Source organism: Corynebacterium sp. 2571A, assembly GCF_055700935.1.
In genome coordinates this window covers 559,164-584,557 of the sequence record NZ_JASTTE010000001.1, presented here as the reverse complement: position 1 = coordinate 584,557, position 25,394 = coordinate 559,164, and the positions used below count along the sequence as shown (strand labels likewise).

Below are 25,394 nucleotides of genomic sequence, written 5' to 3'. Positions count from 1 at the left end.
ATGCCCAAAGTTGTCTTTTACAAGTCCATCACGCAGCGCTACGGGATCTCCGAGCACATCATGGCGTTTGTCAACAAGCTCACCTCGGATCCCACCAACCCGTCGCTGCACATCGAGCCGGTGCGCAACGCCCGGGACAAGCGCGTGCGCACCGGGCGGGTCAACCATAAATACCGGGCGGTGCTGTTCGACATGGACGGCAGCCGGGACCGCACGTTTTTGATCGCGGACGTGCTGAACCACGACGACGCCTACGAGCTGGCCGCCCGGGTGAAGCTGGACATCAACCCGACCAACGGCGTCACCGAGCTCATCATGGGCGAACCGCTCGCCACGGATGAGTTGGGGGCGCCTGGCCCGTCGGAGTCTGAGGCTGCGATCGCGGCGGAGGTCGAATCCCGCGCCAAGGCACTGGCGGCCGAGGAGGCCAGCCGGCAGCTGGCCCGCTGGCAGGAAAAGCAGGCCCCGGAAGAGCCGGCTGCGACAAGCGGCATCACCGAGGCGCCCACCGCTAGCCGGCCGCCGGCTGAGGTCTTCGCAGAAGGCGGCATCGACAGCACGGTGCTGATCGAGCGCCTAGGCTTCCGGCCGGAGGTAGCCGCCGCCGTGCTGGCCGCCGGCAGCGAGGACGAGCTCGTCGATCTGCTTGGTACCCAGCCCGAATGGACCCTGGACGCCGCCACCGGCCTGCTGGCCGGGATGAGCGTGGCCGAGGTCATCGAGGACCTTGGCTTGGGCGAGCCTGGTGTTGACGCTGATGTCGAGGCTGAGGCGGATGCTGGTGCTGCTGATGCTGGTGCTTCGCCTTCGGCCGAGGAGCCGCAGAATGAGGACGACGCGCTAGTGGCGGGTATGTCCACGCCGGCGGGCCAACGCAGCTTCATCATGGTGGAAAGCAATGAGGAGATGCGCCGGGTGCTCACCGAGGGCACCATGGACGACTGGCGGATCTTCCTGCACCCGTCGCAGCGCTCCGCCGTGACGGCCCAGCACTCCGGGTCCGCGCGGATTGTCGGCGGCGCGGGCACGGGCAAGACCATCGTGGTGCTCCACCGCACGAAGCACCTGCTGGACAAGGAAACCACGGCCGGGCGCCCGCCGCGGGTGCTGCTGACCACCTTCACCCGGGACCTGTCCCGGTCGCTGAAGCACCAGATGTACCAGCTCTACCCCACCTACCCAGAGGCGACCACCCACGGGGCGCCCGGGCTGTGGATTAGCGGCATCGACGAGCTCATCCGCCGCGTCATCGATCACGCCCAGCCGGGCGAAATCCGCAGCGCGCTCGAGGCTGGCTTAGGTATCCAGGCCTCCTTCCACCCCAAGTCCATGGACGCCCGCACGGAGACAAAGCTCTGGGAGGAATCCATCAACCTGGTCGGCCAGGATCTCAGCGGCGGCAAGGAAAAGCCGGAGTTTCTCTCCCAGGAATTCGCCGCGGTTTTCCTGACCCGCAACATCCACGCCGAGCGCGACTACCTGCGCGTTTCCCGGGCCGGGCGCGGGACCTCCCTGTCGCGGAAGGAGCGCAAGGCGGTCTGGGCCACGGTGCAGGCCTTCTTGAAGAAGTGCGTGAGCGAGCAGCGCCTGCCCTTCCCCGCCCTGGCCGTGGTGGCCGCGGAGATTCTCGAGGCCCGCTACGGCGAAGGCCAGGACCGCCTCTTCGACCACGTGCTGGTCGACGAGGCCCAGGACTTCCACCCCGGCCACTGGCGCTTCCTGCGCGCAAGCGTGTCGCAGGGGCCGAACGATATCTTCCTGGCCGAGGACTCCCACCAGCGCATCTACGGCCAGCGCCTGGTGCTCTCCCACTACGGGATCAGCACCCGCGGGCGCGCCAGCCACAAGCTGCGCCTGAACTACCGCACCACCGCGCAGAACCTGGCTTATGCCTCCGCCATCCTGAAAGGGGCCGAATGGATTGACTCCACGGAATCCACCGATGACATCACCGGTTACCGCTCGGTGCGCCTGGGCCCGGTGCCGCAGGTGGCCTACAGCCAGGACGAAGGCGAGGAATCAAAGCTCTTGGTAGCTACCATCCGCACCTGGCTGGAGCAGAACCCGAACGCGTCCATCGGCGTGCTGGCCCGGTCCAAGATGCGCATCCGCTCGGTCTCCACGCTGCTATCGGAGGCGGGCGTGGCGGTCAATGACAGCCACTCGCCGGTGCGCGCCTCCGAGATGCCGGTGTCCGTGATGACCATGCAAAACGCCAAGGGAATGGAGTTCAGCCACGTCATCTTGCTGGACGTGGGCGAGCGTTCTCTGCCCCAGCGCAGTGCGCTACGCGGCCTGGCGCCGGCCGAGTACGAAGACGCCCTCCTGCGCGAGCGCGCCCTGCTCTACGTGGCGGCCTCCCGCGCCCGCGACCAGCTCCTGGTCAGCGTCGTGGGCGACCCCAGCCCGCTGCTGCCGCAGCGGGAGGAGCACGCGGACGGCGAGGACTCGGCGGATACTGGAGAGGCCTAGCCGGTTAACCCCGCCGCACAGATTATCGTTTACACCACATCCGTGCTTCGGTAGGCTCCACATCACATTTTGGTTTTGTGAACGCGAGGAAAGGACGCTGTGATGGTGGACCGGGTTGGGTATTTGTGGGACACGCTCTACGGCTGGGTGGATACCGGCACCGGCGGGATGGAGGCCGCGGACCCGGCGCGGGGCCTGCAGCCTATCTCCCACCACGTCGCGCACGCGGACACTAAGCGCCGCTTCCACGAGCTGGTGCAGGTCAGCGCCCTGCGCGAGCACCTGACGCCGCTGCGGGCGCGGTATGCGAGCGAAGACGAGCTGGCGCGGGTGCACACCCGCGGGCACATCGCGGAGATGAAGCGGCAGTCGCAGCTGCTGCGCGGGGGTGACGCCGGCGACGACGCCAGCCCGTTCGGCCGGGGCGGGTTCGACATCGCGCGCCTGGCCGCCGGCGGGGCGATCCGCACGGTGGAGGCCGTGGTCACCGGCGAGGTGGATACGGCCTACGGGCTGGTCAACCCGCCGGGACACCACGCCGAGCGGGCCCGCGGCATGGGCTTTTGCCTGTTCGGGAACGCCTCCGTGGCGATTGCGCACGCGCGTCAGGTGCACGGGGTGGGGCGCGTGGCGGTGGTGGACTGGGACGTCCACCACGGCAACGGCACCCAGGACATCTGGTGGGAGGACCCGGAGGTGCTGACCATCTCCGTCCACCAGCACAACAACTTCCCGCCGCGCTCCGGGCACCGCGAGCACAACGGCGCCGGCGCGGGTCAGGGCGCGGCGCTGAATATTCCCCTGCCTCCGGGCAGCGGCAACGCGGTCTACGATCTGGCGTTCGCGGACGTGGTGGTGCCCGCGCTCGAGCGCTTTCGGCCGGAGCTTATCGTGGTGGCCAGCGGCTTTGATGCCGCCATCATGGATCCCCTGGCGCAGATGATGGTCACCCAGCGCGGCTTCAAGGCGCTGACCCGCCGGCTGCTGGCGGCTGCCGATGCCCTCTGCGGCGGGCGGATCGCCTTCCTCCAGGAGGGCGGCTACAGCCCGTATTACCTGCCCATCTGCGGGCTGGGGGTTATCGAGGAGCTGACCGGCCGCGCGTCCGGCTTCGGGGACCCGCACGCGGCGAACCTGGACACCAAAGGCGTGGACGAGCTCTACGAGCACCAGCGCGCCGAGGTCGCCCGTGCCGCCGCGCTCGTCGAGCAGGTACCGGCCGGCTAGCGCCCGACGTTTGTCTCCGGGGCTTGCCCCTGGGCGCGCCCCGGCGCGGGGTGCGCCCGCGAGAGTTAACGCGAAGTTTCCTTCACTGTCATGGTCCCGAGATGTTCGGAGTTTAGAGTTTCTTCACGTGCGGCTGTGACCGGCCTGTCAAAACCATAACGCCGCCCTTGGCGCAGCATGGGGACGGAGGCCACCACTGCCCGTACGCTGTCTCATCTTGTCTCTCTATCTCGTCTAAGTGAAGGACCCTTCTCATGCGTTTTTCTCTGCGCGCCGGCTCCGTGGCCGTTGCGGCTTCCCTGATCGCCGCGGGCGTTGCCCCGGCCACCGCCCAGGAATCCAACGGCCCAAAGAACATCATCTACATGATCGGTGACGGCATGGGCTACGGCCACGTCGCCTACAACAACCTGTACGAAACCGGCCAGTCCAAGTACCTGGTCGACGGCGAATTCAGCGAGGAAGGCCCGCAGGAGCTGGACGGCGAGTCCGTCCAGTCCTACGAGGACTTCAACCGCCTGTCCATGTCCACCTACTCCCAGGGCGGGTCCTACGACCCGTCCAAGGCCTGGGCCACCCACGAGTACGTGCAGGAAGGCATCATCACCGACTCGGCCGCGGCAGGTACCGCCATGGCCACCGGCGTGAAGGTCGAAAACGGCATCCTGGGCATGTCCAACTACGGCATGGCCCAGAAGAACTCCCAGGAAACCGCCATCGAGCAGGGCAAGTCCGCCGGCGTGGTCTCCTCCGTGCCGTTCTCCCACGCCACCCCGGCGGCCTTTGCCGCCCACAACCAGGACCGCAACGCCTACGGCGAGATCGCCAAGGACATGATCGACTCGGACCTGTCCGTGGTCATGGGTGCCGGCCACCCGTTCTTCACCAATGACAACCAGCCGACGGAGACCGGCTCCTTTGGCTACATCGACGAGGCCGACTACAACCGCCTGGCCGAGGGCCAGACCGACTGGGAGTACTTCGACTCCAACGACGGCTTCGCCAGCCTGGCCGAAGGCAACGTGGAAGAGGGCAAGAAGTACTGGGGCCTGGCTCCGGTCCACTCCACCCTGCAGCAGTCCCGCTCCGGGGAGGGGACAACCCCGTACTCCGATCCGCAAAACGATGTCGTCGACCTGCCGACCATGACCACCGGCGCCCTGAACGCCCTGGGCCAGGACGCCGACGGCTTCTCCGTGATGATTGAGGGCGGCGCCATCGACTGGACCGGCCACGCCAACCAGTCCGCCCGTGAGATCGAGGAGATGCAGGACTTTAACGCCTCCGTCGACGCCGCCATCGAGTGGGTAGAGCAGAACTCCAACTGGGACGAGACCCTGTTGATCGTCACCGCCGACCACGAGACCGGCTACCTGTCCGGTGAGAACGAGCCGGAGGAGGGCCGTTTCAACCAGATGGCCGGCGACGCCGAGTCCCTGCCGAGCCACCAGTGGTACTCTACGGATCACACCAACCAGCTGGTTCCGTTCTTCTTCAAGGGCGCCGGCTCCGAGGACATCATGTCCCGCGTCAAGGGCACCGACCCGGTCCGCGGCGACTACATCGACAACACCGACGTCGCCCAGCTGGCCATGAAGTCCTGGTGGAAGGAAACCCCGGGCACGCCGGGCGATGACGCCCAGGACGATGGGGACCAGGACGGCACCGCTGGCTCCGCGCAGGGCAGTTCAAACGCCGCCTCCGGCCTGGCGGGCGCGGGCCTGGTGGCCGCTATCTTCGGCGCCATCTTCGCCGCCGCGCAGGCAGCCGGCATCCTGAAGATCGACTTCTCCCCCATTCAGAAGCTGCTGCGCCAGATCGGCCTGGCCTAAGCGCCAAAAAATTCCCATCGCCTCGCGGGAGGTGATGGGAATTCTTTCTGCGCTGTGCCTGCTTGACTGCTGGCCTTAGCGCAGCGGGTCGAACGGGTCCAGGATGGGATCGATAACGCCGGTGGCGATCTGCTTGGCCAGCAGCTTGCCGGAGATGGGCCCCAGCACTACGCCCCACATGCCGTGGCCGCCGCAGGTGTAGACGTTGGGCACCTGGGTCTGGCCGATAAGCGGCAGGCCGTCCGGGGTCACGGGCCGGGAGCCGACCCACTCGTCCTGGATGTCGTCCCAGTCGATGCCTTTGAACATCGGGGCGGTGACCTTGATCATCGACTCGATGCGGCCGGGCTGGAAGGCCTCGTCGGGGCCGCGGAATTCCATGGTGCCGGCGATCTGGAAGCGGCCGCGGGTAGGTGCCGGGGTGCAGGCCACGCGGGTCTCCGGCAGGTAGACCGAGTGCTTGGCCTCCTGCTCCGGCTTGACGGTGAAGGAATAGCCGCGGCCCGCCTGGACCATGGTGCGCACGCCCAGGGACTTGGCCAGCTTCGGCAGCCAGGCCCCGGTGGCGATGACCACCACGTCGGCGGGCTTCCACTCGCCGGTGGCCAGCTGGATGGCCGGCTTGCGGGTGGACTGGACGTCGGTGACCTCCGCGCCGGTGGTGATCGTGCCACCGCGGGCCACGAAGGACTCTGCGATGGCCTCGCAGAAGTACTGCGGCTCAATGTAGCGCTGGCCGCCCAGCTTGTAGACGGTCTGGACGCGCTCCGAGAGCATCGGGGCGTAGTCCAGGGCCTGGGAGTGGCTGAGGTTTTCGAAGGGGATCTCCTGGCCGTGGCGGATGGCGCCCTCGACCTCGTCCAAGAAGCCCTTGGCCTGGTTGTCGTTTTCGAAGCCGACGATGAACGGGCCCTCGTGGGTCACGGCGTCGACGCCGCCGTCGATGAGCTCGTCGTAGGCGCCCAGGGCGGCCTTGTCGATGGGGGTCAGGGCCGCCATGGTCTTGTCCCAGGAGCGCTGGTTGGCCCGAGCCATGAACTGGGCGACGAACGCCCACAGCTTCGGGTCGATGCGGGTGGGCACGCTCAGCGCCGCATCCTTGTCGAACAGAGCGGTGGGGCCGTAGCCCCAGAGGCTGGAATTGGACAGCGGGATGGTCTTGCCGGGCGCCAGCCACCCGGCGTTGCCCCAGGACGCGCCGGCGGCGACGCCGATCTTGTCCACAATTTCCACGTCGTAGCCGTGTTCCTGCAGGTACCACGCCGTCGACAGGCCGGTCATACCGGCGCCCACCACAATAGCCTTAGTCATGTGCTCCTCCTCACAGATGATTTGAATACCTATATCATCCACGGAGGATAGAGTGGGCGGGTACACATTGGCAGGATCCCCCAGAATCCGCCCGATTTTGCAAGCATCCCCCACCGCGGAGAACGAACACCCCCATGCAGCTGGATCAGATTGAGGCGGCCATCTGCCGCGAATTGGCTTCCGATGCCCGCCTGCCCATCTCCGAACTCGCCCACCGCATCAACGTCAGCGAGTCCACCGCCCACCGCCGGCTGAACTCGCTCATCGCGCGCGGGGTCATCACCGGCTTTTCCGCGCACGTGGACCCGGCGGCCCTGGGGCTGGGGACGGAGGCGCTCATCCACATCCGCCTCCACCCCGGCGCCCGCGGCGCCCTGCGGGACTTCTACCACTACCTGCTGGAGCTAGAGCCGGTGCGCCACGTCTACTTCGTGGCCGGCAACCAGGACTTCGTGGCGCACGTGCAGCTGGCCAGCGCGGCCGGTCTGCGGGATTTCATCTCCGATGTGGTCAGCGCGCGCCCCGAGGTGGCCTCCACCAACACCTCCCTGGTCTTCGACCACCGGGCGGGCTAGCCGTCCTCGCGCTTCGGCTTCTTGAGATCCTCCAGCGTGGGCAGGTCCAGCGCCTCCAGGATTCCGGCCAGGGCCGTGATGTCGGCCTCCAGCCGGTCCAGGCGGGCGGCCTGGTCCTCGCTGAGCTTGGCCCGCAGGGCCTGCAGCCGCGGGTAGCGGCCGGCCAGCAGGGTACCCCAGTAGATGCGCAGGTCCAGGATCTCCTGGTTGCCCGGCACCTGTTCGCCGTTGTGGAAGGCGACGATGTCGCGCAGCTGCTCCTCCAGCATGGACAGGTCCATGTCGGCGCCGGGCAGGCCGGCATCGTGAGCATAGGCGTTAACGCCGGTGGGCCGCGGCGGGTCCTCGGCGCGGTAGAAGCGATCCAGGGTCATGGCCTCGCGCGCCAGGACCGGGTCGTTGACGGGCAGGCGCGGGGCGTCGTCCTCGCCCAGCAGCTGTCCGCGACTAACCCGGATGAAGGTGCGCTGGTCCTCCATGCCCGGGCGGGTGCACTGCAGGCCCACGCCGAAGGACTCCAGGTCCTCGGCCTGGAACATGTAGCCCAGGTAGCGGGCGCGCGGGTTGACCTCGAAGTCGTCCGGGCCCGCCCCCGGCAGGTGGAAGTCGACCTCGCGGAGGTAGTCGCGCACGCGCTGCTGTTGCTCGGGGCTTAGGAAAATGTCTTGGTATAACGCTCGTGACATGGTGTGTCCTCCTTAGAGCATCTGCAGGCGGTCGTAGGAATCGGTGTCCTCGAAGAAGCCGCCCATCCCGTTGCCGATGATGTCGAAGCGGTTGACCACCTCGATCCGGTCCAGCCACTTCGCCGAGCGGAAACCGGTGGAGGTCTCCAGACGCAGGCGCATGGGCGCGCCGTTCTTGATGGGGATCTCGTCGCCGTCGTAACCGATAGCAATCAGGGACTGCGGCTGGCGGGCCTCTTCCATCGGCATGGACTCGTAGTAGTAGGAACCGTTGTAGTTGTCGTCGTCGCGGGTCATGTTCTGGAAGCTGTGGACCACCACGTCGCTAGCGCCGTCCAGCGGGCCGGCTAGGTCGAGCAGCTTGTACAGCGGCACGCCGTCCCACTTGCCCACCGAGGAAAAGCCCTGCACGCAGTGGTGGACGGTGTTTTGCGAGTGCCCGCCGGCGATTTCGCGGATATCCGCCATGGTCAAGCGCATGGGCTTTTCGACAAGCCCGCCGATTTCCAGCACGTAGTCGTCCTCGTAGTCGTTGCAGACCAGGGCCATATAGGCCTCCGTTGCCGGCGGCATGCCCGAGGCGCGGTGGTGCGGCGCCTTGGTGATCTCGGCATCGCTGTAGCTGTTCTGGCGCGAGGGCAGCTTGCGCAGCGCGCGGGTCAACGGGCGGACCACCACGTTGTGCAGGCGCTCGATGACCTTCGGGCGCTCCAGGGAGGTCTTCGTGGCCCAGACGTGGAAGGCGACGATGCCGACCAGGCCCAGGGTGAAGATGACCCCGCCGGCGATCGGGTTCTCCGAGTGGCCGAAGACCATCTTGGAGACCTCGTGGCCGTAGCCGTGCAGGACCACCATCGCGACGTGGATGACAATGAAGACGACGTAGGCGATAAGGCCCCAGAAGTGCAGGGTGCGGATGACCTGGCGCCCGCCCATCAGCTTGGAAATGCGCGGGAAGTGGTTGTTAATGGCCGGCGACTGGAAGGCGCCGGTGATGATCATCCACAGCGGCAGGATGAGCACCACGAAGCCATAGGACAGCTGCTGGATGGCGTTGAAGGGGTAGCCATCCATCGCCGGCGGGATCTGGAAGGCCAGGTAGTGGATGAGGTCGTCCCAGGCCTGGGCGAAAACGCCCCAGTCCTCCGGCCAGTAGCGGCGCCACTGCCCGGTGCCCAGCAAAAGGCCCCAGTAGATGACCATCAGCAGCACCCAGCCCATCACGCTGATGAAGTGCCAGTAGCGGCCCTGGCCCAGGGCGCCGTGGCCGGGCAGCGAGATGACGGGCGAGTAGTCGTCGTATTCGCCGGAGACCGGGAAGTACTTGCGCTTGCGCTTTTGCTTAATGGAAAACTGCGCCCACTGCCCGCCCAGCGGGGTGTGCACGGAGCGGTGCAGCTTGGGGAAGGTGCCCAGGATTTCGATACCGCTGCGGATAAACAGCGTCACGAACAAGATGTTGACGAAGTGCTCGACGCGGAGCCAGACCGGAAATTCTTCTAGCATGATTAATCCTCAAATCCTTGGGTATCCGGGTATGCCACCAGCACGCCGTAGTTCAGCGCCCAGTAGATAACGCAGTAGGCCAGGCTGGCGAAGAACATGGTGTTCCAGCCGGCCGCGAGGTACACGCCCGCGCCGTTGCCGACGAAGGGCGCATGCCCGAACAGGCCGCCGATGTAGACCAGGATGCCGGCGGCGGCCACCACGGTGCCAAAGCCCCAGATGCGCCACTTGGTCACCAGGCCCAGCACCAGGAAGATTGCGGCCAGGGCGATGACCAGGCCGAGCGCGATGTCGCTGCCGGCGAAGATGTCGAAGCCGCTGGACAGCACGGCCCAGGCGCAGCCGCCGATAAGCGCCACGACCACCAGGATGGCGGCCTTGGTCAGGCGCGGCAGGTTGATGCGGATATAGCGGAAAAACGGCGCCCGCGTCTTCCCGGGTTTGACGTGGAGCTTGATGTCCTCGGTGTCCGGGTTCGGTTGCTGTGACACGGCTCGGCTCCTTTTCTGTTCAGATTGTTCTTTATCGACTTCGGTTGCCGGCACTGCGGGTGCGCGCCGGCGGAGTTTTCGCGTTGCAGGTTTGGGCGAAAAGACACTGAAGTCTTTCCGGGCTTTACGGGGCACGCGCGTCCGGCCGGTGGCCGGTATCAGGCCGCTGCGCCCATAACCCCAAGGTAGTTTAAGCTGGGCAAACGCGCTGAATTGATCGTTCGTTCAAGGGCGGGGCTATCCCGTTTACCTGCGGTTTAGATCAAGCGTCCAAAACCGTATGCTCGTTCGACTTCGCATGGATTAAAAACCCAGCTTAGAGTCTATAAATGTAGCGCCCGCGGGGCGCTCCTGCGCGCGGCTAGTCGCGCTCACATATCGCAAACACTCTGAAAGGACCGTCGAACAATGTCAGCAATGGTCATCTTCGGGCTGATCGCCTCGGTCGCCCTGCTCTTCGCCTTCGCGATGCTCAACCTGGGCAAGTGGACGCCGGACGATTACCCCTACCAGATCCTGAACTTCGTCGGCGCCGGCTTCCTGACCGCTTCTGCCGCCAACCCGTTCAACGCGGGCGTGTTCTGGACCGAGCTCATCTGGTCCCTGCTAGGCCTCTACGGCATCATCAAGATCTTCCTGAACCGCCGGAAGAACCAGTCCCAGTCCGCCACCGCCTAGTCCGCAACGAACGAAAGGAAAACCCTCATGGCACTCTCCTACGAAATTGGCATCATCGCCGGCATCTGCTTCGTCGTTGCCTTCGGCCTGCTCAACTTCAAGGTCCTGACCGCTACCTCCCCCATCTACCAGACCCTGAACTTCCTGGGCGCGATGGGCTTCGTCTACACCGCCCTGTCCCCGTTCAACCCGGGCCTGTTCATCACCGAGGCCGTCTGGGCCATCGTCGCCCTGTTCGGCCTGTGGAAGATTTTCACCTCCTCCAGCAAGCGCAAGGCCGCCGAGGCCGTGCCGGACACCCGCCGCAACGAGGCCTAAATTTAACGCCACCACCCCCGACCCCTGCTTGCCGGTCCGGGGTGGGCAACTATACTTTCCCTAGCACACGGTTTACTGCCGCGGCCGCCCGCTTTCTTGTCGGCCGCGTTTCGGCTGCGTTGAGGAGCGATGGTTGCCCAAGAATAACCCCCAGTACGGCCCCCGACTGCGCATTATCGATGCCACCCTAGACTCCATCGTGCACAACGGAGTGGCCGGCACCACCATGCGCGTCGTCGCCGACAAGGCGGACGTGTCCTTGGGCTCCATCGCCTATTACTTCAACGACAAGGACGGCCTGCTGGCGGCCACTTTTTCCGTCTTCGCGGAGCGCTCCGTGGCGGATTTCGGGTCCTATTTCACGGGTATTCACTGCCTTGACGATGCCCGCGCCGCCCTGTCCCAGATGCTCATCGCGTCCGCGGCCTCCCGCAAGACGCTGATCCTGGGCACCGAGCTCTACACCCTGTCCCTGCGGCGCCCCCTGCACCGCATGAACCTACTGGAATGGACGCAGGGCTGCCGCAACGTGATGGGCCAGTACTTCGATGCCCCCACCACCTACCTGTTGGACGCCTTCTACGAAGGCCTGCTGCTGCACCGCAGCATGTCGCTCGGCGAGTTCACCGAGGACCGCATCAACCTGGCGATCACCCGGCTGACCCCGCCCGAAAGCTATATCGGGCCGGGCGCTTAAGACGCTGGGCTTTCTGGCTTTTCTGGCTCTTCTAGCCTTCTAGCCTTCTAGCCTTCTAACTCTGCACTGACGGCGAAGTCCGCGGCGGTGACCTCGCGCACCGACTCGACGGTCTCGCCGTCGGCGACCTCGATGAGCGTGAGACCTTCCTGTGGGTCCACGCGGAAGACCGCGTAATCGGTGATAATCAGGTCCACGCACTGCGCGCCGGTCAGCGGCAGCTCGCAGGTGTTGAGCACCTTGGACGCGCCGTGCTTGTTGGTGTGCGACATCATCACCACGATCCGCTGGGCGCCGTGCACCAGGTCCATCGCCCCGCCCATGCCGCGGACCATCTTGCCCGGGATCATCCAATTGGCCAGGTCGCCGTAGCGCGAGACCTCCATCGCGCCCAGGATGGCCACGTCCACCGCGCGCGAGCGGATCATCCCGAAGGAATCCGAGGAGGAGAAAAACGCCGCCCCCGGGTTGACCGTGATGGTCTCCTTGCCGGCGTTGATAAGCTCCGGGTCCACCTCGTCCTCGGTCGGGTACGGGCCCACGCCCAGCACACCGTTCTCCGAGTGCAGGATGACCTCCGAGTCTTCCGGCAGAAAGCCCGGCACCAGCGTAGGCATGCCGATCCCTAAGTTCACGTACTGCCCGTTGGTCAGTTCCTTCGCCGCGCGTGCGGCCATCTGTTCCCTCGTCCAGGTCATTTACCTCACCGTCCTGTTTTCGATGCCCGTTTCCTGCGGTCCTACTTCCACCACCCGGTCGACGTGGATGCCGGGCAGGTGGACCTCGTCCGGGTCGAGCTGGTCGACCACGTGCTCCGCCTGCACGATGGTGGTCCGCGCACACTGCGCGGCGTCCGGGTTGAAGTTGCGCGCGGTCTTGGAAAAGACCAGGTTGCCCCAGCGGTCGGCGATATGAGCGTGGACCAGGGCGAAGTCGGCCACGATGGCCTCCTCCAGCACGTAGGTCCGGCCGCCGAAGACGCGGGTCTCCTTCGGCTCGGAAACCTCGGCGATGCTCCCGTCCGGGTTATAGCGCATGGGCAGCCCGCCCTCGGCGACCTGGGTGCCCACGCCGGCGGTGGTGTAGAAGGCCGGAATGCCCGCGCCCCCGGCGCGCATCTTCTCCGCCAGGGTGCCCTGGGGGGTGAATTCCACGGTCAGCTCGCCGGCCAGGTACTGCCGGGCGTATTCCTTGTTGGAGCCGATATAGGAGCCGATGGTTCGGGCGATCCGGCCGTCGGCCAGCAGGAGGCCCAGGCCGAAGCCGTCGGTGCCGCAGTTGTTGGAGATGATCGTCAGATCGCTGGCGCCCTGTTCGCGGAGCGCATCAATGAGTCGGGCGGGGATGCCTACCAGGCCAAACCCGCCGACGGCCACCGATGCGGAATCCGGGATATCGGCCACCGCCGCGGATATTTCGGGGAATGTCTTGTCAAACATGCCCCACAATGTACACTGAAGTTCGTACAGAGCACAAGGGTTCATTATGCGAACACGCAGCGTACACGCTTAGGAGCAACCACCATGTCCACCCCGACCCCTCAGCCGGTCCAGTCACTGGTCCGCGGGCTGCAGGTCATCCGGTCTTTCGGGCCGAACGCACCCCGGCAGTCCCTCTCCGAGGTCGCCACCGCCACCGGCCTAGCCCGCGCCACCGCCCGGCGCTTCCTCCACACCCTGGTGGGGGAAGGCTACGCCGCCACGAACGGCTCCGAATTCTGGCTCACGCCGAAGGTTTTAGAGCTCGGCTACAGCTTCGTCTCCGGCCTGGGCCTGCCCGCGCTCGCCCAGCCCCACCTGGAGTCGCTCTCCCAGACCATCGACGAGTCCAGCTCCCTGTCCGTCCTCGACGGCGCCGACGTGGTCTACGTCTGCCGCGTGCCCGTGCGCCGCATCATGACGGTCAACATCACCGTCGGCACCCGCTTCCCCGCCCACGCGACCTCCATGGGCCGCGTCCTGCTGGCCGGGCTTGACGATGCCTCCTTGGCCCAGCACCTCGACCACACCACGCTCGAACCGCTCACCCCGCGGACCGTCACCTCGCCGGCGCAGCTGCGCGAGATCCTGCACGAGGTCCGCCTGCAGGGCTACAGCCTGGTCGACCAGGAGCTCGAGCTGGGCCTGCGGTCCATCGCCGCGCCCGTGACCGATCCGCAAGGCAAGGTCGTGGCCGCGGTCAACATCTCCACCCAGACCGCCTCCTACGACCTCGAGCACCTGGAGACCACCCTCATCCCCGCGCTGCTGCGCACCACGCAGGCCATCAGCGCCGATATCACCCACGCGAAGGAGCCTTACCATGCCTAAGTTCACCGCCCACGACGCTAACGATGCCGACATCGTCATCTGCTCGCCCCTGCGCACCCCGGTCGGCCGCTTCGGCGGCGCCCTGGCCGCCGTGCCGGTCCAGGATCTCGCCACCACCGTCGTGCGCGCCCTGGTCGAGCGCACCGGCCTGCGCGCCGCCGACGTCGACGACCTCATCCTGGGCCAGGCGGCCCCCAGCGGCGCCGCCCCCGCGCTGGGCCGCGTGGTGGCGCTGGACTCCGGCCTGGGCGAGGGCGTGCCCGGCATGCAGCTGGACCGCCGCTGCGGCTCCGGCCTGCAGGCGGTGACCACCGCCGCCGCGCACGTGGCCACGGGGGCGGCCGACCTCATCATCGCCGGCGGGGCCGAGTCCATGTCCCAGACCGAATACACCGTCGACCCGGACATCCGCACCGGCGTGAAGGCCGGCAACATGGTCCTGCGCGACCGCCTGCAGCAGGCCCGCGAGACCGCCGGCGGCAAGCACCACCCCATCCCCGGCGGCATGATCGAAACCGCCGAGAACCTCCGCCGCGAGGCCGGGCTTAGCCGCACCGCCCAGGACGAGCTCGCCGCCGCCTCCCAGCAGCGCGCCGTCGCCGCCCAGGAAGGCGGGCTCTTCGACGCCGAAATCGTGCCGGTGACCGTGCCGGGCCGGCGCCGCAAGGACCCCGACGTCGTGGTCGAGCGCGACGAGCACCCGCGGCCGGGCACCACCGCCGACAAGCTCGCCGGCCTGCGCCCGGTCATGGGCGCCCAAGACCCGGAGGCTACGGTCACCGCCGGCAACGCCTCCGGCCAAAACGATGGCGCGGCCGCCATGATCGTCACCACCCGCGCCCGCGCCCGGGAGCTCGGCCTGACCCCGGCCGCCTGCCTGCGCGGCTGGGCCGTCGCCGGCGTCGAGCCGGAGCGCATGGGGATCGGCCCGGTGCCCGCCACCGCCCGCGTCCTGGAACGCCTGGGCTTGGGCTTCGACGACCTGGACCTCATCGAGCTCAACGAGGCCTTCGCCGCCCAGGCCCTGGCCTGCCTGCGCGAATGGGGTATTTCCGCCGACGACAAGCGCCTGAACCCGCTCGGCTCCGGCATCTCGCTGGGCCACCCCGTCGGCGCCACCGGCGCGCGCATGCTGGTGACCGCCGCCCACACCCTGGAACGCCAGGACCTGCACACCGCGCTGGTGACCATGTGCATCGGCGGCGGCCAGGGCCTAGCCGCCATCCTCACCCGCGACTAGTCGAAAGGATAAAAACCATGACCGTTTTGCACTACCACGACTTCCCCGCCACCCAAGACACCTCCCGCCCGGTCGTCCTGCTGGGCTCTATCGCCTCTACCACCGCGATGTGGGCCCCGGTCGCCGACGAACTCGCCGGCGACCACCGCGTCATCGCCATCGACCACCGCGGCCACGGGTGCTCGCCGGACATCGCCGAGCCGGCCAGCATGGAGGCCCTTGCCGCCGACGTGCTGGAGACGCTGAATGCAGCCGGCATCGATAGCTTTAGCGTGGTGGGCCTGTCCCTGGGCGGGGCGATCGCCCAGTACCTGGCCGCGACCTCGCCGCGCGTGGAGCGCGCCGCCTTCCTGTGCACCGCCTCCTACTTCGGCGGCCCGGACAAGTGGCTGCCCCGCGTGGAGCTCACCAGCCGCGAGGGCCTTGCCCCCATGGCCGAGTCCGTGGTCGGGCTCTGGCTGACCGACGACTTCCGCCGCAGCCACCCGGCCACCACGGCCGCCTGCCTCGACATGGTCCTTGCCACCCGCGGGTCCGGCTACGCCAGCTGCGCCCACGCCCTGGCCGGCTGGGACTTCACCGAGCGCTTAACCGACATCACCTGCCCCGTGCTCACCCTCGCCGGCGCCGACGACGCCTCCACCCCACCCGACACCGTCCACGCCATCGCCGAGGGCGTGGGCGGGCCGGCAACCACAGTCACCGTGCCCGGCGCGCACGTGCCGACCCTGGAATCCCCCGCGGCCGTAACCAAGGCGCTGGCAGACTTCCTGTCCGCCTAGTCGCGGGTGAAGAAGTCCACCTTGTCCCAGTCCGGCTCGAGCCCCAGGCCCGGGCCTGCGGGCAGCTCGACCTTCCCGTCGCGGTAGACCAGGTCCTCGGTGGTGTAGGACTCGCGCAGCAGCAGCGGGCCGAAGAGCTCGGATCCGAAGTTAATCTCCGGCGTGGAGCACGCGAAGTGCAGCGAGGCCGCCGTGCCGAAGGGGCCCTCCAGGCTGGTCGCGCCGTGGCAGGCCAGGCCCGCGGCCGCCGCGACGGCCACGGTCTTCTTCGACTCCTGCAGCCCGCCCAGCTTGGTGGTCTTAATGGCCACCACGTCGGCGGCCTGGGCGCGTACGACGCGCAGGGCATCGGCCGGCGAGCACACCGACTCGTCCGCCATGACCGGCACGCCCACCCGCGTGGTGATTTCGCGCAGCGTGGCCACATCATCCGCCGGGGTGGGCTGCTCGAAAAGCTCCACGCCGGCCGCCGCCAGGCGCGGCAGGTAGCGCAGGGCCGTAAGCCGGTCCCAGCGCGCGTTGACGTCGATGCGCAGGCCCACCTCGCCGCCCAGGGCATCGGCAAGCTCCGCGATGCGCCCCGTATCCCGCGCCGGATCGCCCGCGCCCATCTTCAGCTTGAACGAGGTGTGCCCGAAGCGCTCGCGGCGGTCGTTGATTTCTTCCAGCGCCTCTTTAAGCGGCAGCACGCCGAGCGCCCAGGTCACGTCGATGGCCTCGCGCACGCGCCCGCCCAGCAGGTCCGTGACCGGCACGCCCAGCGCGCGGGCCCAGGCGTCGTGCATGGCGACGTCGCAGGCCGCCTTCGCAAAACGCATATTCGCCACGGAGCGCTCGAAATCCGCCACGATGCCCGCCAGCTCATTGACCGGGCGGCCCTCCATGTGCGGGCGCAGGTGGCCGTCGATGATGACTTTCATCGTCTCCGCCGACTCCCCGCCCCACCAGGGGCCGCCGGGCACCACGCCCTCGCCATAGCCAACGATGCCACCTTTTAGCCGCACCATCACCAGCAGGATGGGCTGCGCCGTCGCCGTGTAGGTGGCAAAGCCGTGCGGGCGAAACAGCGGCACGTCCAGCAGGCGGGTTTCTACCTTGTCAATTACCAGATCACTCATTGCTCAATCCTCGCTTCTTTTTCCTAGGTTTAACGCACCAAAAGCCCCACCGCTACTTCGTGCGGCTGGGGCCAGGTGTGGTGGGGTGATAATCCCTTAGGCTTCTTCCTTGTCGAGTGCGAACGGGTAGGTCACCACGTCGATGCCGCCCTCGCCCGGCTGCGGGTCCAGGATGAGCTCCGGCTTCACGGCGGTGGCGACGTCGTTGTCGACCCAGTCGCCGCCCTGGAAGTACAGCTGCGTGGTGATCTCGCGGTAGCCGGGGTGCTTGACGCGCAGGTGCAGGTGCGCCGGGCGCCACGGGTGGCCGCCGTAGGACTCAACGAACCAGCCGGTCGGGCCGTCGGTCGGGATCTGGTACGGGGCCGGCTTGACGGTGGTGATTTCGTACTCGCCGTTCTCGTTGGTCACGATGGTCCCGCGCAGGTTCCACTCCGGGATGCCCGGGGCGTACTGGGAGTAGTAGCCGTCCTCATCGGCGTGCCAGAGCTCGACGGTCGCGCCGGACAGGCCGTTGCCGTCCAGGTCGGTGACCTGGCCCTGGAAGACCAGCTGCTCGGAGTCCTTGTCCTTGTCGCGCATGGGCATCTCGGTCTTCCACGGCAGCTTCGGGGCGTTGGGCACGTAGTACGGGCCCTCGATGGACCCCTTGGTGCCGGTGAAGTTGTTGCGGTTGTAGTTGATTTCCTCGATCTCGTGCTCGACGAAGACGTCCAGCCACAGCGGCCACTCGCCGTACTCGCCGACCTTGATCATCCAGTCCTTGAGCACGCGGTACTCGTCGTAGGTGACCTGGTGCTTGTGGGCGACCTCGGCGATGGCGGCCAGCAGGTCCTTGTAGATTTCCCCGGCGCGTTCCTGCGAGGTGTCGGCCTTGACGATGGTGTTCTTGAACGCGTCGGTCGCGGCGTTGCCGGAACCCTTGGCGGACAGTTCCTCGTCGTGGGCGTTTGCCAGCTTAGACATGGGGTGCTCCTTCGGTGTTCGTGTTTCGGTCTTGCGGAGTGCCAAGCGCCCGACCCGTGATGTGGGCGACTTGATGAGCACAAGTGTGTTTCAACTCACCTCGGTGCGCAAGCCCCTTTTTGGAACGTTTTCTTTAGGTTACGCTGCCCTAATTTGACCCTGCGGCATGCCCCAACAGCACTTTCCCCACGCTCCGCCGCCACGCGAACGTGGCACCCCTAACAACCACTAGGCGCCACCCTGGGCCTTGGGGGTGGCGGCACACCCGGCGGCGCGAAAAATACTTATCTCAGTAAATAAAGGCTTGCCTAACCGGGATTGTGCTGCGGGTTTTCGCCCCGCGAACCGCCTGGGGACGTCGCGAACGCGGGACCCTTAAATCACCCTAGGACTTTCCCTAATGCGACTCGGGTCACGTTCGACCCATCATTGTCACACCTTCACCGAAAACGTGAGGGCGAACACATGACGTTGCTTTAAGCGCACAACGAGGAAAGGTTTTCCCATGACTGCCCCCACCTCTTCCGCCCGCGAGATCCTCTCCCGGGCGCTGGACAACCGCCCGGACGAGGGCATCGTTCGCGTGAACCGCGAGGTCTTCACCGACCAGGAGATCTACGACCTGGAGATGAAGTACATCTTCGAGGGCAACTGGCTGTTTCTGGCCCACGACTCGCAGATCCCCAACCCCGGCGACTACTTCACTACGAATATCGGCCGCCAACCCGTCGTCATTACCCGCTCCAAAGACGGCGAGCTGAACTGCCTCATCAACGCCTGCTCCCACCGCGGCGCCATGCTCTGCCGCAAGAAGGTGGACAACCGCACCACCATCACCTGCCCGTTCCACGGCTGGACCTTCTCCAACGACGGCCAGCTCATCAAGGTCAAGGACGAAAAGGACGGCGGCTACCCGGACAACTTCAACACCGACGGCTCCCACAACCTACGCCGCGTACCCAAGTTCGCCTCCTACCGCGGCTTCCTGTTCGGCTCCCTGAACCCGGACGTCGTCGACCTCGAGGAGCACCTGGGCGACGCCCGCGTCTTCCTCGACATGCTCATCGACCAGTCCCCCGAGGGCCTCGAGGTGCTCAAGGGCGCGTCCACCTACACCTACGACGGCAACTGGAAACTACAGGCCGAAAACGGCGCCGACGGCTACCACGTCTCGTCTACCCACTGGAACTACGCCGCGACCACCTCCCGCCGCGGCTCCGGCGAGTCCAAAAACGACACCAAGGCCATGGACGCCGGCAAGTGGGGCGAGCAGGGCGGCGGCTACTTCTCCTTCCCGAACGGCCACCTGGCCCTCTGGTCCACCTGGGCCAACCCGGAGGACCGCCCACTCTACGACCGCCTGGACGCCCTCAAGGACCTGCACGGCGAGGAACGCGCCAACTTCATGGTCGGCGCCTCCCGCAACCTGTGCCTGTACCCGAACGTCTACATCATGGACCAGTTCTCCACCCAGATCCGCCGCCTCGAGCCCAAGGGCGTGGACAAGACCGAGGTGACCATCTACTGCATCGCCCCGAAGGGCGAGTCCGCAGAGTCCCGCGCCGCGCGCATCCGCCAGTACGAGGACTTCTTCAACGCCACCGGCATGGCCACCCCGGACGACCTGGAAGAATTCCGCAGCTGCCAGAAGACCTACCAGGCCTCCGCCTTCCCGTGGAACGACATGACCCGCGGCCAGCAGCAGCAGTCCGCAGGCCCCAACGACAAGGCGCAGGAGCTGGGCATGGACGAGGTTCTTTCCTCCGGCGCCCGCACCGAGGACGAAGGCCTCTACCCGGTCCAGCACGGCTACTGGGAGCAGGTGATGGAAAAGGCCCTCGAGCACGAGGAATCCGGCGCTATCAAGCAGCGGGAGGACAACGAGGCATCGCAAGCCGCGACCGTCGACTACGCCAAGCAGAAGGCCGCCGCCAAGGCCGAAGCCGCCGAAAACGCCCCCGCCCGCCGCCGTCGCCGCCGCCGCTAAACACAAGCCCGAAGGAGAAACGCCATGTCACAGACCATCACGCGCACGGAAATCGAAGACTTCCTCTACTACGAGGCCCGCCTGCTCGACGACCGCGACTTCGAGAACTGGCTGAACTGCTACCGCGAAGACGCCGAGTACTGGATGCCCGCCTGGGACGTCGACGACGAGCTAACCCAGGACCCGCAGCAGGAAATCTCGCTCATCTACTACCCGACCCGCGCCGGCCTCGAGGACCGCGTCTTCCGCATCCGCACCGAGCGCTCGTCCGCGACCTCCATCCCGGAGCCGCGCCACAACCACAACATCACCAACGTCGAAATCCTGGAGCGGCGCGACGACGCCGTGGACATCCGCTTCAACTGGATTTCCTACTACTTCCGCTACAACACCACCGACCACTACTTCGGCACCACGTTTATCACCCTGGATACCTCCCAGGACAACCTCCAGATCGCCAAGAAGAAGATCGTGCTCAAAAACGACTACATCCACCACGTCGTAGACATCTACCAGGTCTAGAGACCCCGACACTAGGAAAGGTGAGAAATCATGACTGCACCGCATAAGGTCGCGCTGGCCTTCGAGGACGGCGTCACGCGCTTCATCGACTGCGCGGAAAACGAAACCATCGCCGATGCCGCCTACCAGGCCCGCATCAACATTCCCTTCGACTGCCGCGACGGCGCCTGCGGGACCTGCAAGTCCTTCTGCGACGCCGGCGACTTCACCGAGGGCGACTACGTCGACGAGGCGCTCTCCCCCGACGAGGCCGCGGAAGGCTACATCCTGGCCTGCCAGACCAAGCCGCTGACCGACATGGTCGTGCAAATCGCCTCCACCTCGGAGATGGCCAAGACCGGCGTCAGCGAGTTCGCCGGCGAGGTCGCCGCCCTGGACCGCCTGTCGGACTCGACCTTCAAGCTCTCGGTCAAGCTCGACGACCCGTCCGCCCTGCACTTTCTGGCCGGCCAGTACATCAACATCACCGTGCCGGGCAGCTCCGAGCACCGCTCCTATTCCTTCTCCTCCGACGTCTCTGACGAGCTGGCGACGTTCCTCATCAAGCACACCCCCGGCGGGCTGATGTCGACCTACCTGGACGAGCGCGCCGCCGTCGGCGATCGGCTGACGATGGCCGGCCCCGTCGGTTCCTTCTTCCTCCGCGAGCCGCTGGATCCCATCCTGCTGCTGGCCGGCGGCACGGGCCTGGCACCCATCATGGCCATCCTGGAAAAGCTCTCCCGCGACGAGCTGCTGGACGTGCCCGTCCGCCTCATCTACGGCGCGACCTTCGACCACGACCTGGTGGAGCTGGAGCGCCTCGATGCCTTCCGCGACAAGCTGCCGGACTTCGACTACACCACCGTCGTGGCGGACCCGGAGTCCTCCCACGAGCGCCGCGGCTACGTCACCGACCACATGGACATCAGCGAGCACCTGCACGACGGCGACGCCGACGTCTACCTGTGCGGCCCGCCGCCGATGGTCGAGGCCGTCCGCAAGTACCTGGACGGCCAGGATACCCCGCCGCGCAACTTCTACTTCGAGAAGTTCAACCCGTCCACCACGGCGGAAAAGGCTAAAGAAACGGCAAAGGAGTCCGCCTAAACCATGTCTTCCACGCAATCCGGACCCGGCGAGGTCCCCGTCGGCAGCGAAGAGACCTCGCAGCTGCATACGCCCGACCGCTTCCGGGGCCGCAAGGTCGTGGTCACTGGGGCCGCGCAGGGGATTGGCCGGGCGGTGGCGCGGCGCATCGCGCGCGAGAACGGCTCCGTGTTCCTGGTCGACCGCTCTCCCATCGTGCACGAGGTCGCCGAGTCCCTGTGCGAGCTGACCCTGGGCGCGGTCGGCTCCGCCACCGCCGACCTGGAGGCCTTCGGCGGCGCCCAGGACGCGCTCGCGGAGGCCGCGGAGGCGCTCGGCGGGGTGGATACCGCCGTCAACAACGTCGGCGGCACCATCTGGGCCAAGCCCTACCAGCACTACACCGAGGACGAGATCACGCAGGAGATCCAGCGCTCGCTGTTTACCACCCTGTGGTCGGTGCGCGCGGAGCTGCCCCTGCTTATCGATGCCGGCGGCGGCACCATCGTCAACGTCTCCTCCGTGGCCACGGCCGGCATCAACCGCGTGCCTTACGCCGCCGCCAAGGGCGGGGTCAACGCCCTGACCTCCGCCCTGGCGAAGGAGGCGGCCGGCCACAACGTGCGGGTCGTCGCCGCCGCGCCCGGCGGTACGCTGGCGCCCAAGCGGCAGGTCCCCCGCGGGCCGGGCCCCGGCACCGAGCAGGAAAAGGCCTGGTACCAGGAGATCGTCGACCAGACCATCGAGTCCTCGCTGGCCAAGCGCTACGGGACCCTGGACGAGCAGGCCGCCCCGATCGCCTTCCTCGCCTCGCCGGAAGCCTCCTACATCAACGGCTCGGTCCTGCCGGTCGCCGGCGGGGATCAGGGCTAGGACAGCCTCCGAGCAGAATCGGTAGACTCAGAACACATGCCCCACCCCACTAGTGATTCCCGTCACTCGCGCCGGCACCTGTTTTCGGCCCTGGGCCACTTGGGCCCGGGCGAAAGCCTCATCGCCAGCATCTCTGGCCCGGCCGGCGCGGGCAAGACGGAACTGACCCGCCGCATCCTCCAGTCGCTGTCCGGCTGGTCCACGGTGCAGGCCGCGGCGCTGGACTGGGACGACACCCCGCTGCTCGACCTCATCCGCGCCCGCCTGCTGGCCCGCTCCCGCCACCCGCACGCCAGCCTGGATAGCGTGCTGGATACCCCCGATGCCGCCACGCTCATCATCGTCGACGACGCCCACTGGGCCGACCCGGAGTCCCTCGAGCAACTGGTCACCCTGGCGCGCCGCCTGACGGTGGGCACGATGTGCCTGGTCTTTACCATCGATGCCACCCACTCCGGCACCAACCGCCTGCCGATGCCGCGGCTGCGCGCCATCTCCGACGTCGTCGTCGACATCCCGCCGCTGGGCGCGGAGGAGATCCAGTCCCTGGCGCTGACCCACCTGGGCGTGCACCTGTCACCGCTGTCGGCGCTGAGCCTGCAGCACGTCTCCGGCGGGCGCCCCTCGCTGGTCCGCCAGCTCCTCGACGTCGCCGCGCCGGACCACTGGCGCGATCCGAACCCGCTCATCCGCCTGCCGGAGGCGTGGCACGGGGCGCTGGCGGCGCGCATCGACGGCCGTAACCTGGGCGACCTGCTGCCGATTGCCGCCCTCGAGCACCTGCACCGCTCCAGCCTGGACCTGGGCCTTATCGAGTACCTCGACCCGGGCGCCGCCACCAACTTGGAACCCGCGCTGGAGGCAGGCATCCTCACGCTGGCCACCAACGACCACCAGCACAGCGTCTACTTCCGCCACCCCACCGACCGCGCCGTTGTCCGCTCCACCACAGATCCCGCCCGCGCGCGCCGCCTCCACGCCCGCGCCGCAGACTACTACGCCGCCCGCGACGACATCGACGCCGCCACCTTCCACCGCGCCCTCAGCCACCCCACCGGCTCCACGGCCCCGCAGGACCTGGCCGAACGCGGCGCCGCCCTGGGGCAGGCGGGGCGCTGGCGGGCGGCCGCGGACTCCTACCGGCTGGCGGCGCACCTGGCGGACGGCGAGGAGGCATCGACAAGCTATACGCTGCTGGCCATCGAGGCGCTCATCGCCGGCTCCGACATCCGACAAGCCAAGCTGTACACGGCGCTGCTCAACTCCGCGGGCGCGGACCCACGGGTGGACTCCGTGCGCGGCTACCTCGCCCTCCACGAGGGCCGGCGCACCGCGGCCCGCGGCGTCCTCGACCGCGCCTGGGCGAAACTCGAGCGCGACGACACCCCGGACCGCTCCCTGCGCGCCACCGTCGCCGCCCGCCACACCTTGTACTACCTCCACGAATGGCGCCCGGAGCAGGTCCTCGACTGGGCCCAGACCACCGCCCAGTGGTCCCCCGCCGACGATGCCCCCAGCGCCGAAGCCCGCTACCTATCCTCCTTCGCCCACGCCATCCAGACCGACACCGACCACGCCGGGCCCGCCCTGCCGCACGAAACCCCGGCCCTGGCCCACCGGCGCGCGATGACGCAGGGCTGGCTGTCCGTCGTCCACGACGATCCCGTCACCGCCAGCCAGCTGCTGCGCACCACCTACCACGTGGAGGGCTCCGAGCGCATCGCGCTGTGGATGGACGCTTGGCACGCCCGCGCCCTGCTGCTGATGGGGGACTTGGACGGGGCGCTGGGCATCGTCGAGCGGGGCCTGTCCCGGGCCGAGCAGTTCGGCATTAGGGTGCTGGAGCCGGTGCTGCTGTGGACCGGGTCCATCGTCGCGCACTACCGCGGCGACCGGGAGCTGGGTCGCGACTACACCAACCGGCTCACCCTGAGCCAGGACGCGTTTCTGATTCAGCGCATCCCGTCCGCGATGACGCAGATGCACTCGGCCGCCATGAACAAGGACTTCCCCGCCGCGGTGCGCTTCGGGCGCTCGCTCTACGAGATGGGCCGGCTGGTCGACATCGGCCAGCCCGGGTACTGGCCCTGGGAGGACATCTGGGCCCAGCAGCTCCTCCACGCCGGCGATGCCGCCCTCGCCGAGGAGGTCACCTCCCGCGCCGAGGAGCGCGCCGCCGGCAGCGACATCCTCTCCGTTGCCGCCAAACTGGCCGTCCCGCGCGCGAGCCTGCTCATCCAGCGCGGCGAAACCTCCGCCGGGCTGAAAAAGCTCGCCGATGCCGTCGAGATGATCGAGTCGCGCCCCCTGCCCTTCTACCAGTCGCGCATCCTGTTCGAGTACGGGCGCATCCTGCGGCGGCTGGGCCGGCGGCGCCACGCCGACGAGATCTTCAGCCGCGCCGGCGAGGTCTACGCCGCGATGGGCGCGCCCGAATTCGTCGAGCGCTGCAACCAGGAGCGCCGCGCCAGCGGCCTGGGGCGGCGCACCACCGGCGCCGGCGGGCTGACCCCGCAGGAGGAGGAGATCGCCAAGGCCGTCGCCGACGGCGCCAGCAACCGCGAAGTCGCCGAGGAGCTCTACCTGTCGACCAAGACCGTCGAGTACCACCTGACGCGGGTCTACCGGAAGCTCGGGATCCGCTCGCGCAACGAACTTCCGCGTGCCCTCGCGCACGCGGGCCCCGACAATTAAATAGACCACCCGCAACCTGCCCCTTGAACTACACACTGGACC

Annotated in this window: 22 protein-coding genes and 1 pseudogene; 15 read left to right on the top strand and 8 right to left on the bottom strand. The window is 67.4% G+C overall.

Annotation, left to right across the window (positions count from 1 at the left end; genetic code table 11):
- From QQS53_RS02835 to QQS53_RS02825, 3 genes are all read left to right on the top strand, one after another.
- Positions 1 to 2,472 (top strand): UvrD-helicase domain-containing protein, encoded by a 2,472-nt coding sequence (locus QQS53_RS02835; protein ID WP_472774416.1) that lies wholly within the window; start codon positions 1 to 3, stop codon positions 2,470 to 2,472.
- Positions 2,473 to 2,574: 102 nt separating this feature from the next.
- On the top strand, positions 2,575 to 3,699 hold the full coding sequence (locus QQS53_RS02830; protein ID WP_472774415.1) for a class II histone deacetylase: 1,125 nt from the start codon (positions 2,575 to 2,577) through the stop codon (positions 3,697 to 3,699).
- Between the two features lie 254 nt (positions 3,700 to 3,953).
- Positions 3,954 to 5,531, top strand: a complete 1,578-nt coding sequence (locus tag QQS53_RS02825) for an alkaline phosphatase (RefSeq protein WP_472774414.1) — start codon at positions 3,954 to 3,956, stop codon at positions 5,529 to 5,531.
- Between the two features lie 75 nt (positions 5,532 to 5,606).
- Here QQS53_RS02825 and QQS53_RS02820 read toward each other — a convergent pair whose 3' ends face one another.
- Positions 5,607 to 6,842: an NAD(P)/FAD-dependent oxidoreductase gene (locus QQS53_RS02820; protein WP_472774413.1), complete on the bottom strand. Its 1,236-nt coding sequence runs from the start codon at positions 6,840 to 6,842 to the stop codon at positions 5,607 to 5,609.
- A 134-nt stretch (positions 6,843 to 6,976) separates the two neighbouring features.
- Here QQS53_RS02820 and QQS53_RS02815 point away from each other — a divergent pair, with 134 nt between their 5' ends.
- Positions 6,977 to 7,417 (top strand): Lrp/AsnC family transcriptional regulator, encoded by a 441-nt coding sequence (locus QQS53_RS02815; protein ID WP_070768719.1) that lies wholly within the window; start codon positions 6,977 to 6,979, stop codon positions 7,415 to 7,417.
- Here the strand turns inward: QQS53_RS02815 and QQS53_RS02810 are convergent.
- The 3 genes from QQS53_RS02810 to QQS53_RS02800 are packed head-to-tail and all read right to left on the bottom strand — an operon-like array spanning position 7,414 to position 10,100.
- Positions 7,414 to 8,103 carry a hypothetical protein gene (locus QQS53_RS02810; RefSeq protein ID WP_472774412.1) on the bottom strand — a complete coding sequence of 230 codons (690 nt, stop codon included), beginning with the start codon at positions 8,101 to 8,103 and terminating at the stop codon, positions 7,414 to 7,416. The two genes, QQS53_RS02815 and QQS53_RS02810, sit on opposite strands and share 4 nt — an antisense overlap.
- A gap of 12 nt (positions 8,104 to 8,115) precedes the next feature.
- Complete coding sequence (locus tag QQS53_RS02805; RefSeq protein ID WP_472774411.1) at positions 8,116 to 9,609, bottom strand: molybdopterin-dependent oxidoreductase; 1,494 nt, start codon at positions 9,607 to 9,609, stop codon at positions 8,116 to 8,118.
- A 2-nt stretch (positions 9,610 to 9,611) separates the two neighbouring features.
- Complete coding sequence (locus QQS53_RS02800) at positions 9,612 to 10,100, bottom strand: hypothetical protein (RefSeq protein WP_448886972.1); 489 nt, start codon at positions 10,098 to 10,100, stop codon at positions 9,612 to 9,614.
- Between the two features lie 408 nt (positions 10,101 to 10,508).
- Between QQS53_RS02800 and QQS53_RS02795 the strand changes: the two genes are divergently transcribed.
- From QQS53_RS02795 to QQS53_RS02785, 3 genes are all read left to right on the top strand, one after another.
- Complete coding sequence (locus tag QQS53_RS02795) at positions 10,509 to 10,778, top strand: CBU_0592 family membrane protein (protein ID WP_070768716.1); 270 nt, start codon at positions 10,509 to 10,511, stop codon at positions 10,776 to 10,778.
- A 27-nt stretch (positions 10,779 to 10,805) separates the two neighbouring features.
- Positions 10,806 to 11,096: a CBU_0592 family membrane protein gene (locus QQS53_RS02790; protein WP_070768715.1), complete on the top strand. Its 291-nt coding sequence runs from the start codon at positions 10,806 to 10,808 to the stop codon at positions 11,094 to 11,096.
- Positions 11,097 to 11,229: 133 nt separating this feature from the next.
- Positions 11,230 to 11,793, top strand: coding sequence for a TetR/AcrR family transcriptional regulator (locus QQS53_RS02785; RefSeq protein ID WP_472774410.1), 564 nt, complete (start codon positions 11,230 to 11,232; stop codon positions 11,791 to 11,793).
- A gap of 47 nt (positions 11,794 to 11,840) precedes the next feature.
- Here the strand turns inward: QQS53_RS02785 and QQS53_RS02780 are convergent, their stop codons facing one another.
- Together QQS53_RS02780 and QQS53_RS02775 are read right to left on the bottom strand one after the other, a co-directional pair.
- The gene (locus QQS53_RS02780; RefSeq protein WP_472774409.1) at positions 11,841 to 12,491 is read right to left on the bottom strand and encodes a 3-oxoacid CoA-transferase subunit B; all 651 of its coding nucleotides are present in this window, start codon (positions 12,489 to 12,491) and stop codon (positions 11,841 to 11,843) included.
- Positions 12,492 to 13,232 (bottom strand): CoA transferase subunit A, encoded by a 741-nt coding sequence (locus tag QQS53_RS02775; protein ID WP_472774408.1) that lies wholly within the window; start codon positions 13,230 to 13,232, stop codon positions 12,492 to 12,494. It abuts the gene before it with no gap.
- Positions 13,233 to 13,316: 84 nt separating this feature from the next.
- Here QQS53_RS02775 and QQS53_RS02770 point away from each other — a divergent pair, with 84 nt between their 5' ends.
- Genes QQS53_RS02770 through QQS53_RS02760 form a run of 3 tightly spaced genes read left to right on the top strand, consistent with a single transcriptional unit; the run spans position 13,317 to position 16,124 of the window.
- A complete protein-coding gene (locus tag QQS53_RS02770) occupies positions 13,317 to 14,102 on the top strand; it encodes an IclR family transcriptional regulator domain-containing protein (protein WP_472774407.1) in 786 nt (261 codons plus the stop codon).
- Positions 14,095 to 15,342 (top strand): acetyl-CoA C-acetyltransferase, encoded by a 1,248-nt coding sequence (locus QQS53_RS02765; RefSeq protein WP_472774406.1) that lies wholly within the window; start codon positions 14,095 to 14,097, stop codon positions 15,340 to 15,342. Before QQS53_RS02770 ends, QQS53_RS02765 begins: the two co-directional genes overlap by 8 nt.
- Positions 15,343 to 15,359: 17 nt before the next feature.
- Entirely contained in the window at positions 15,360 to 16,124 is a 765-nt protein-coding gene (locus QQS53_RS02760; RefSeq protein WP_472774405.1) for an alpha/beta fold hydrolase, read from the top strand.
- On the opposite strand, the gene QQS53_RS02755 is transcribed toward QQS53_RS02760, so the two are convergent.
- Both QQS53_RS02755 and catA read right to left on the bottom strand, forming a co-directional pair.
- Complete coding sequence (locus tag QQS53_RS02755) at positions 16,121 to 17,242, bottom strand: muconate/chloromuconate family cycloisomerase (protein WP_472774404.1); 1,122 nt, start codon at positions 17,240 to 17,242, stop codon at positions 16,121 to 16,123. The genes QQS53_RS02760 and QQS53_RS02755 overlap by 4 nt on opposite strands.
- A 96-nt stretch (positions 17,243 to 17,338) precedes the next feature.
- On the bottom strand, positions 17,339 to 18,208 hold the full coding sequence (gene catA / locus QQS53_RS02750; RefSeq protein WP_472774403.1) for a catechol 1,2-dioxygenase: 870 nt from the start codon (positions 18,206 to 18,208) through the stop codon (positions 17,339 to 17,341).
- Between the two features lie 505 nt (positions 18,209 to 18,713).
- Here catA and benA point away from each other — a divergent pair.
- The 5 genes and pseudogenes from benA to QQS53_RS02725 all read left to right on the top strand — a co-directional run bounded on the left by benA (position 18,714) and on the right by QQS53_RS02725 (position 25,352).
- Positions 18,714 to 20,195 (top strand): benzoate 1,2-dioxygenase large subunit, encoded by a 1,482-nt coding sequence (gene benA, locus QQS53_RS02745; RefSeq protein WP_472774402.1) that lies wholly within the window; start codon positions 18,714 to 18,716, stop codon positions 20,193 to 20,195.
- 24 nt (positions 20,196 to 20,219) lie between these two features.
- The gene (gene benB / locus QQS53_RS02740) at positions 20,220 to 20,717 is read left to right on the top strand and encodes a benzoate 1,2-dioxygenase small subunit (RefSeq protein WP_472774401.1); all 498 of its coding nucleotides are present in this window, start codon (positions 20,220 to 20,222) and stop codon (positions 20,715 to 20,717) included.
- A gap of 30 nt (positions 20,718 to 20,747) precedes the next feature.
- Positions 20,748 to 21,782: pseudogene (benC, locus tag QQS53_RS02735) on the top strand (benzoate 1,2-dioxygenase electron transfer component BenC); the annotation flags it as partial.
- A gap of 27 nt (positions 21,783 to 21,809) precedes the next feature.
- Positions 21,810 to 22,658, top strand: a complete 849-nt coding sequence (locus QQS53_RS02730) for a 1,6-dihydroxycyclohexa-2,4-diene-1-carboxylate dehydrogenase (protein WP_472774400.1) — start codon at positions 21,810 to 21,812, stop codon at positions 22,656 to 22,658.
- 36 nt (positions 22,659 to 22,694) lie between these two features.
- Positions 22,695 to 25,352: a helix-turn-helix transcriptional regulator gene (locus QQS53_RS02725; protein ID WP_472774399.1), complete on the top strand. Its 2,658-nt coding sequence runs from the start codon at positions 22,695 to 22,697 to the stop codon at positions 25,350 to 25,352.
- Positions 25,353 to 25,394 lie beyond the last annotated feature (42 nt).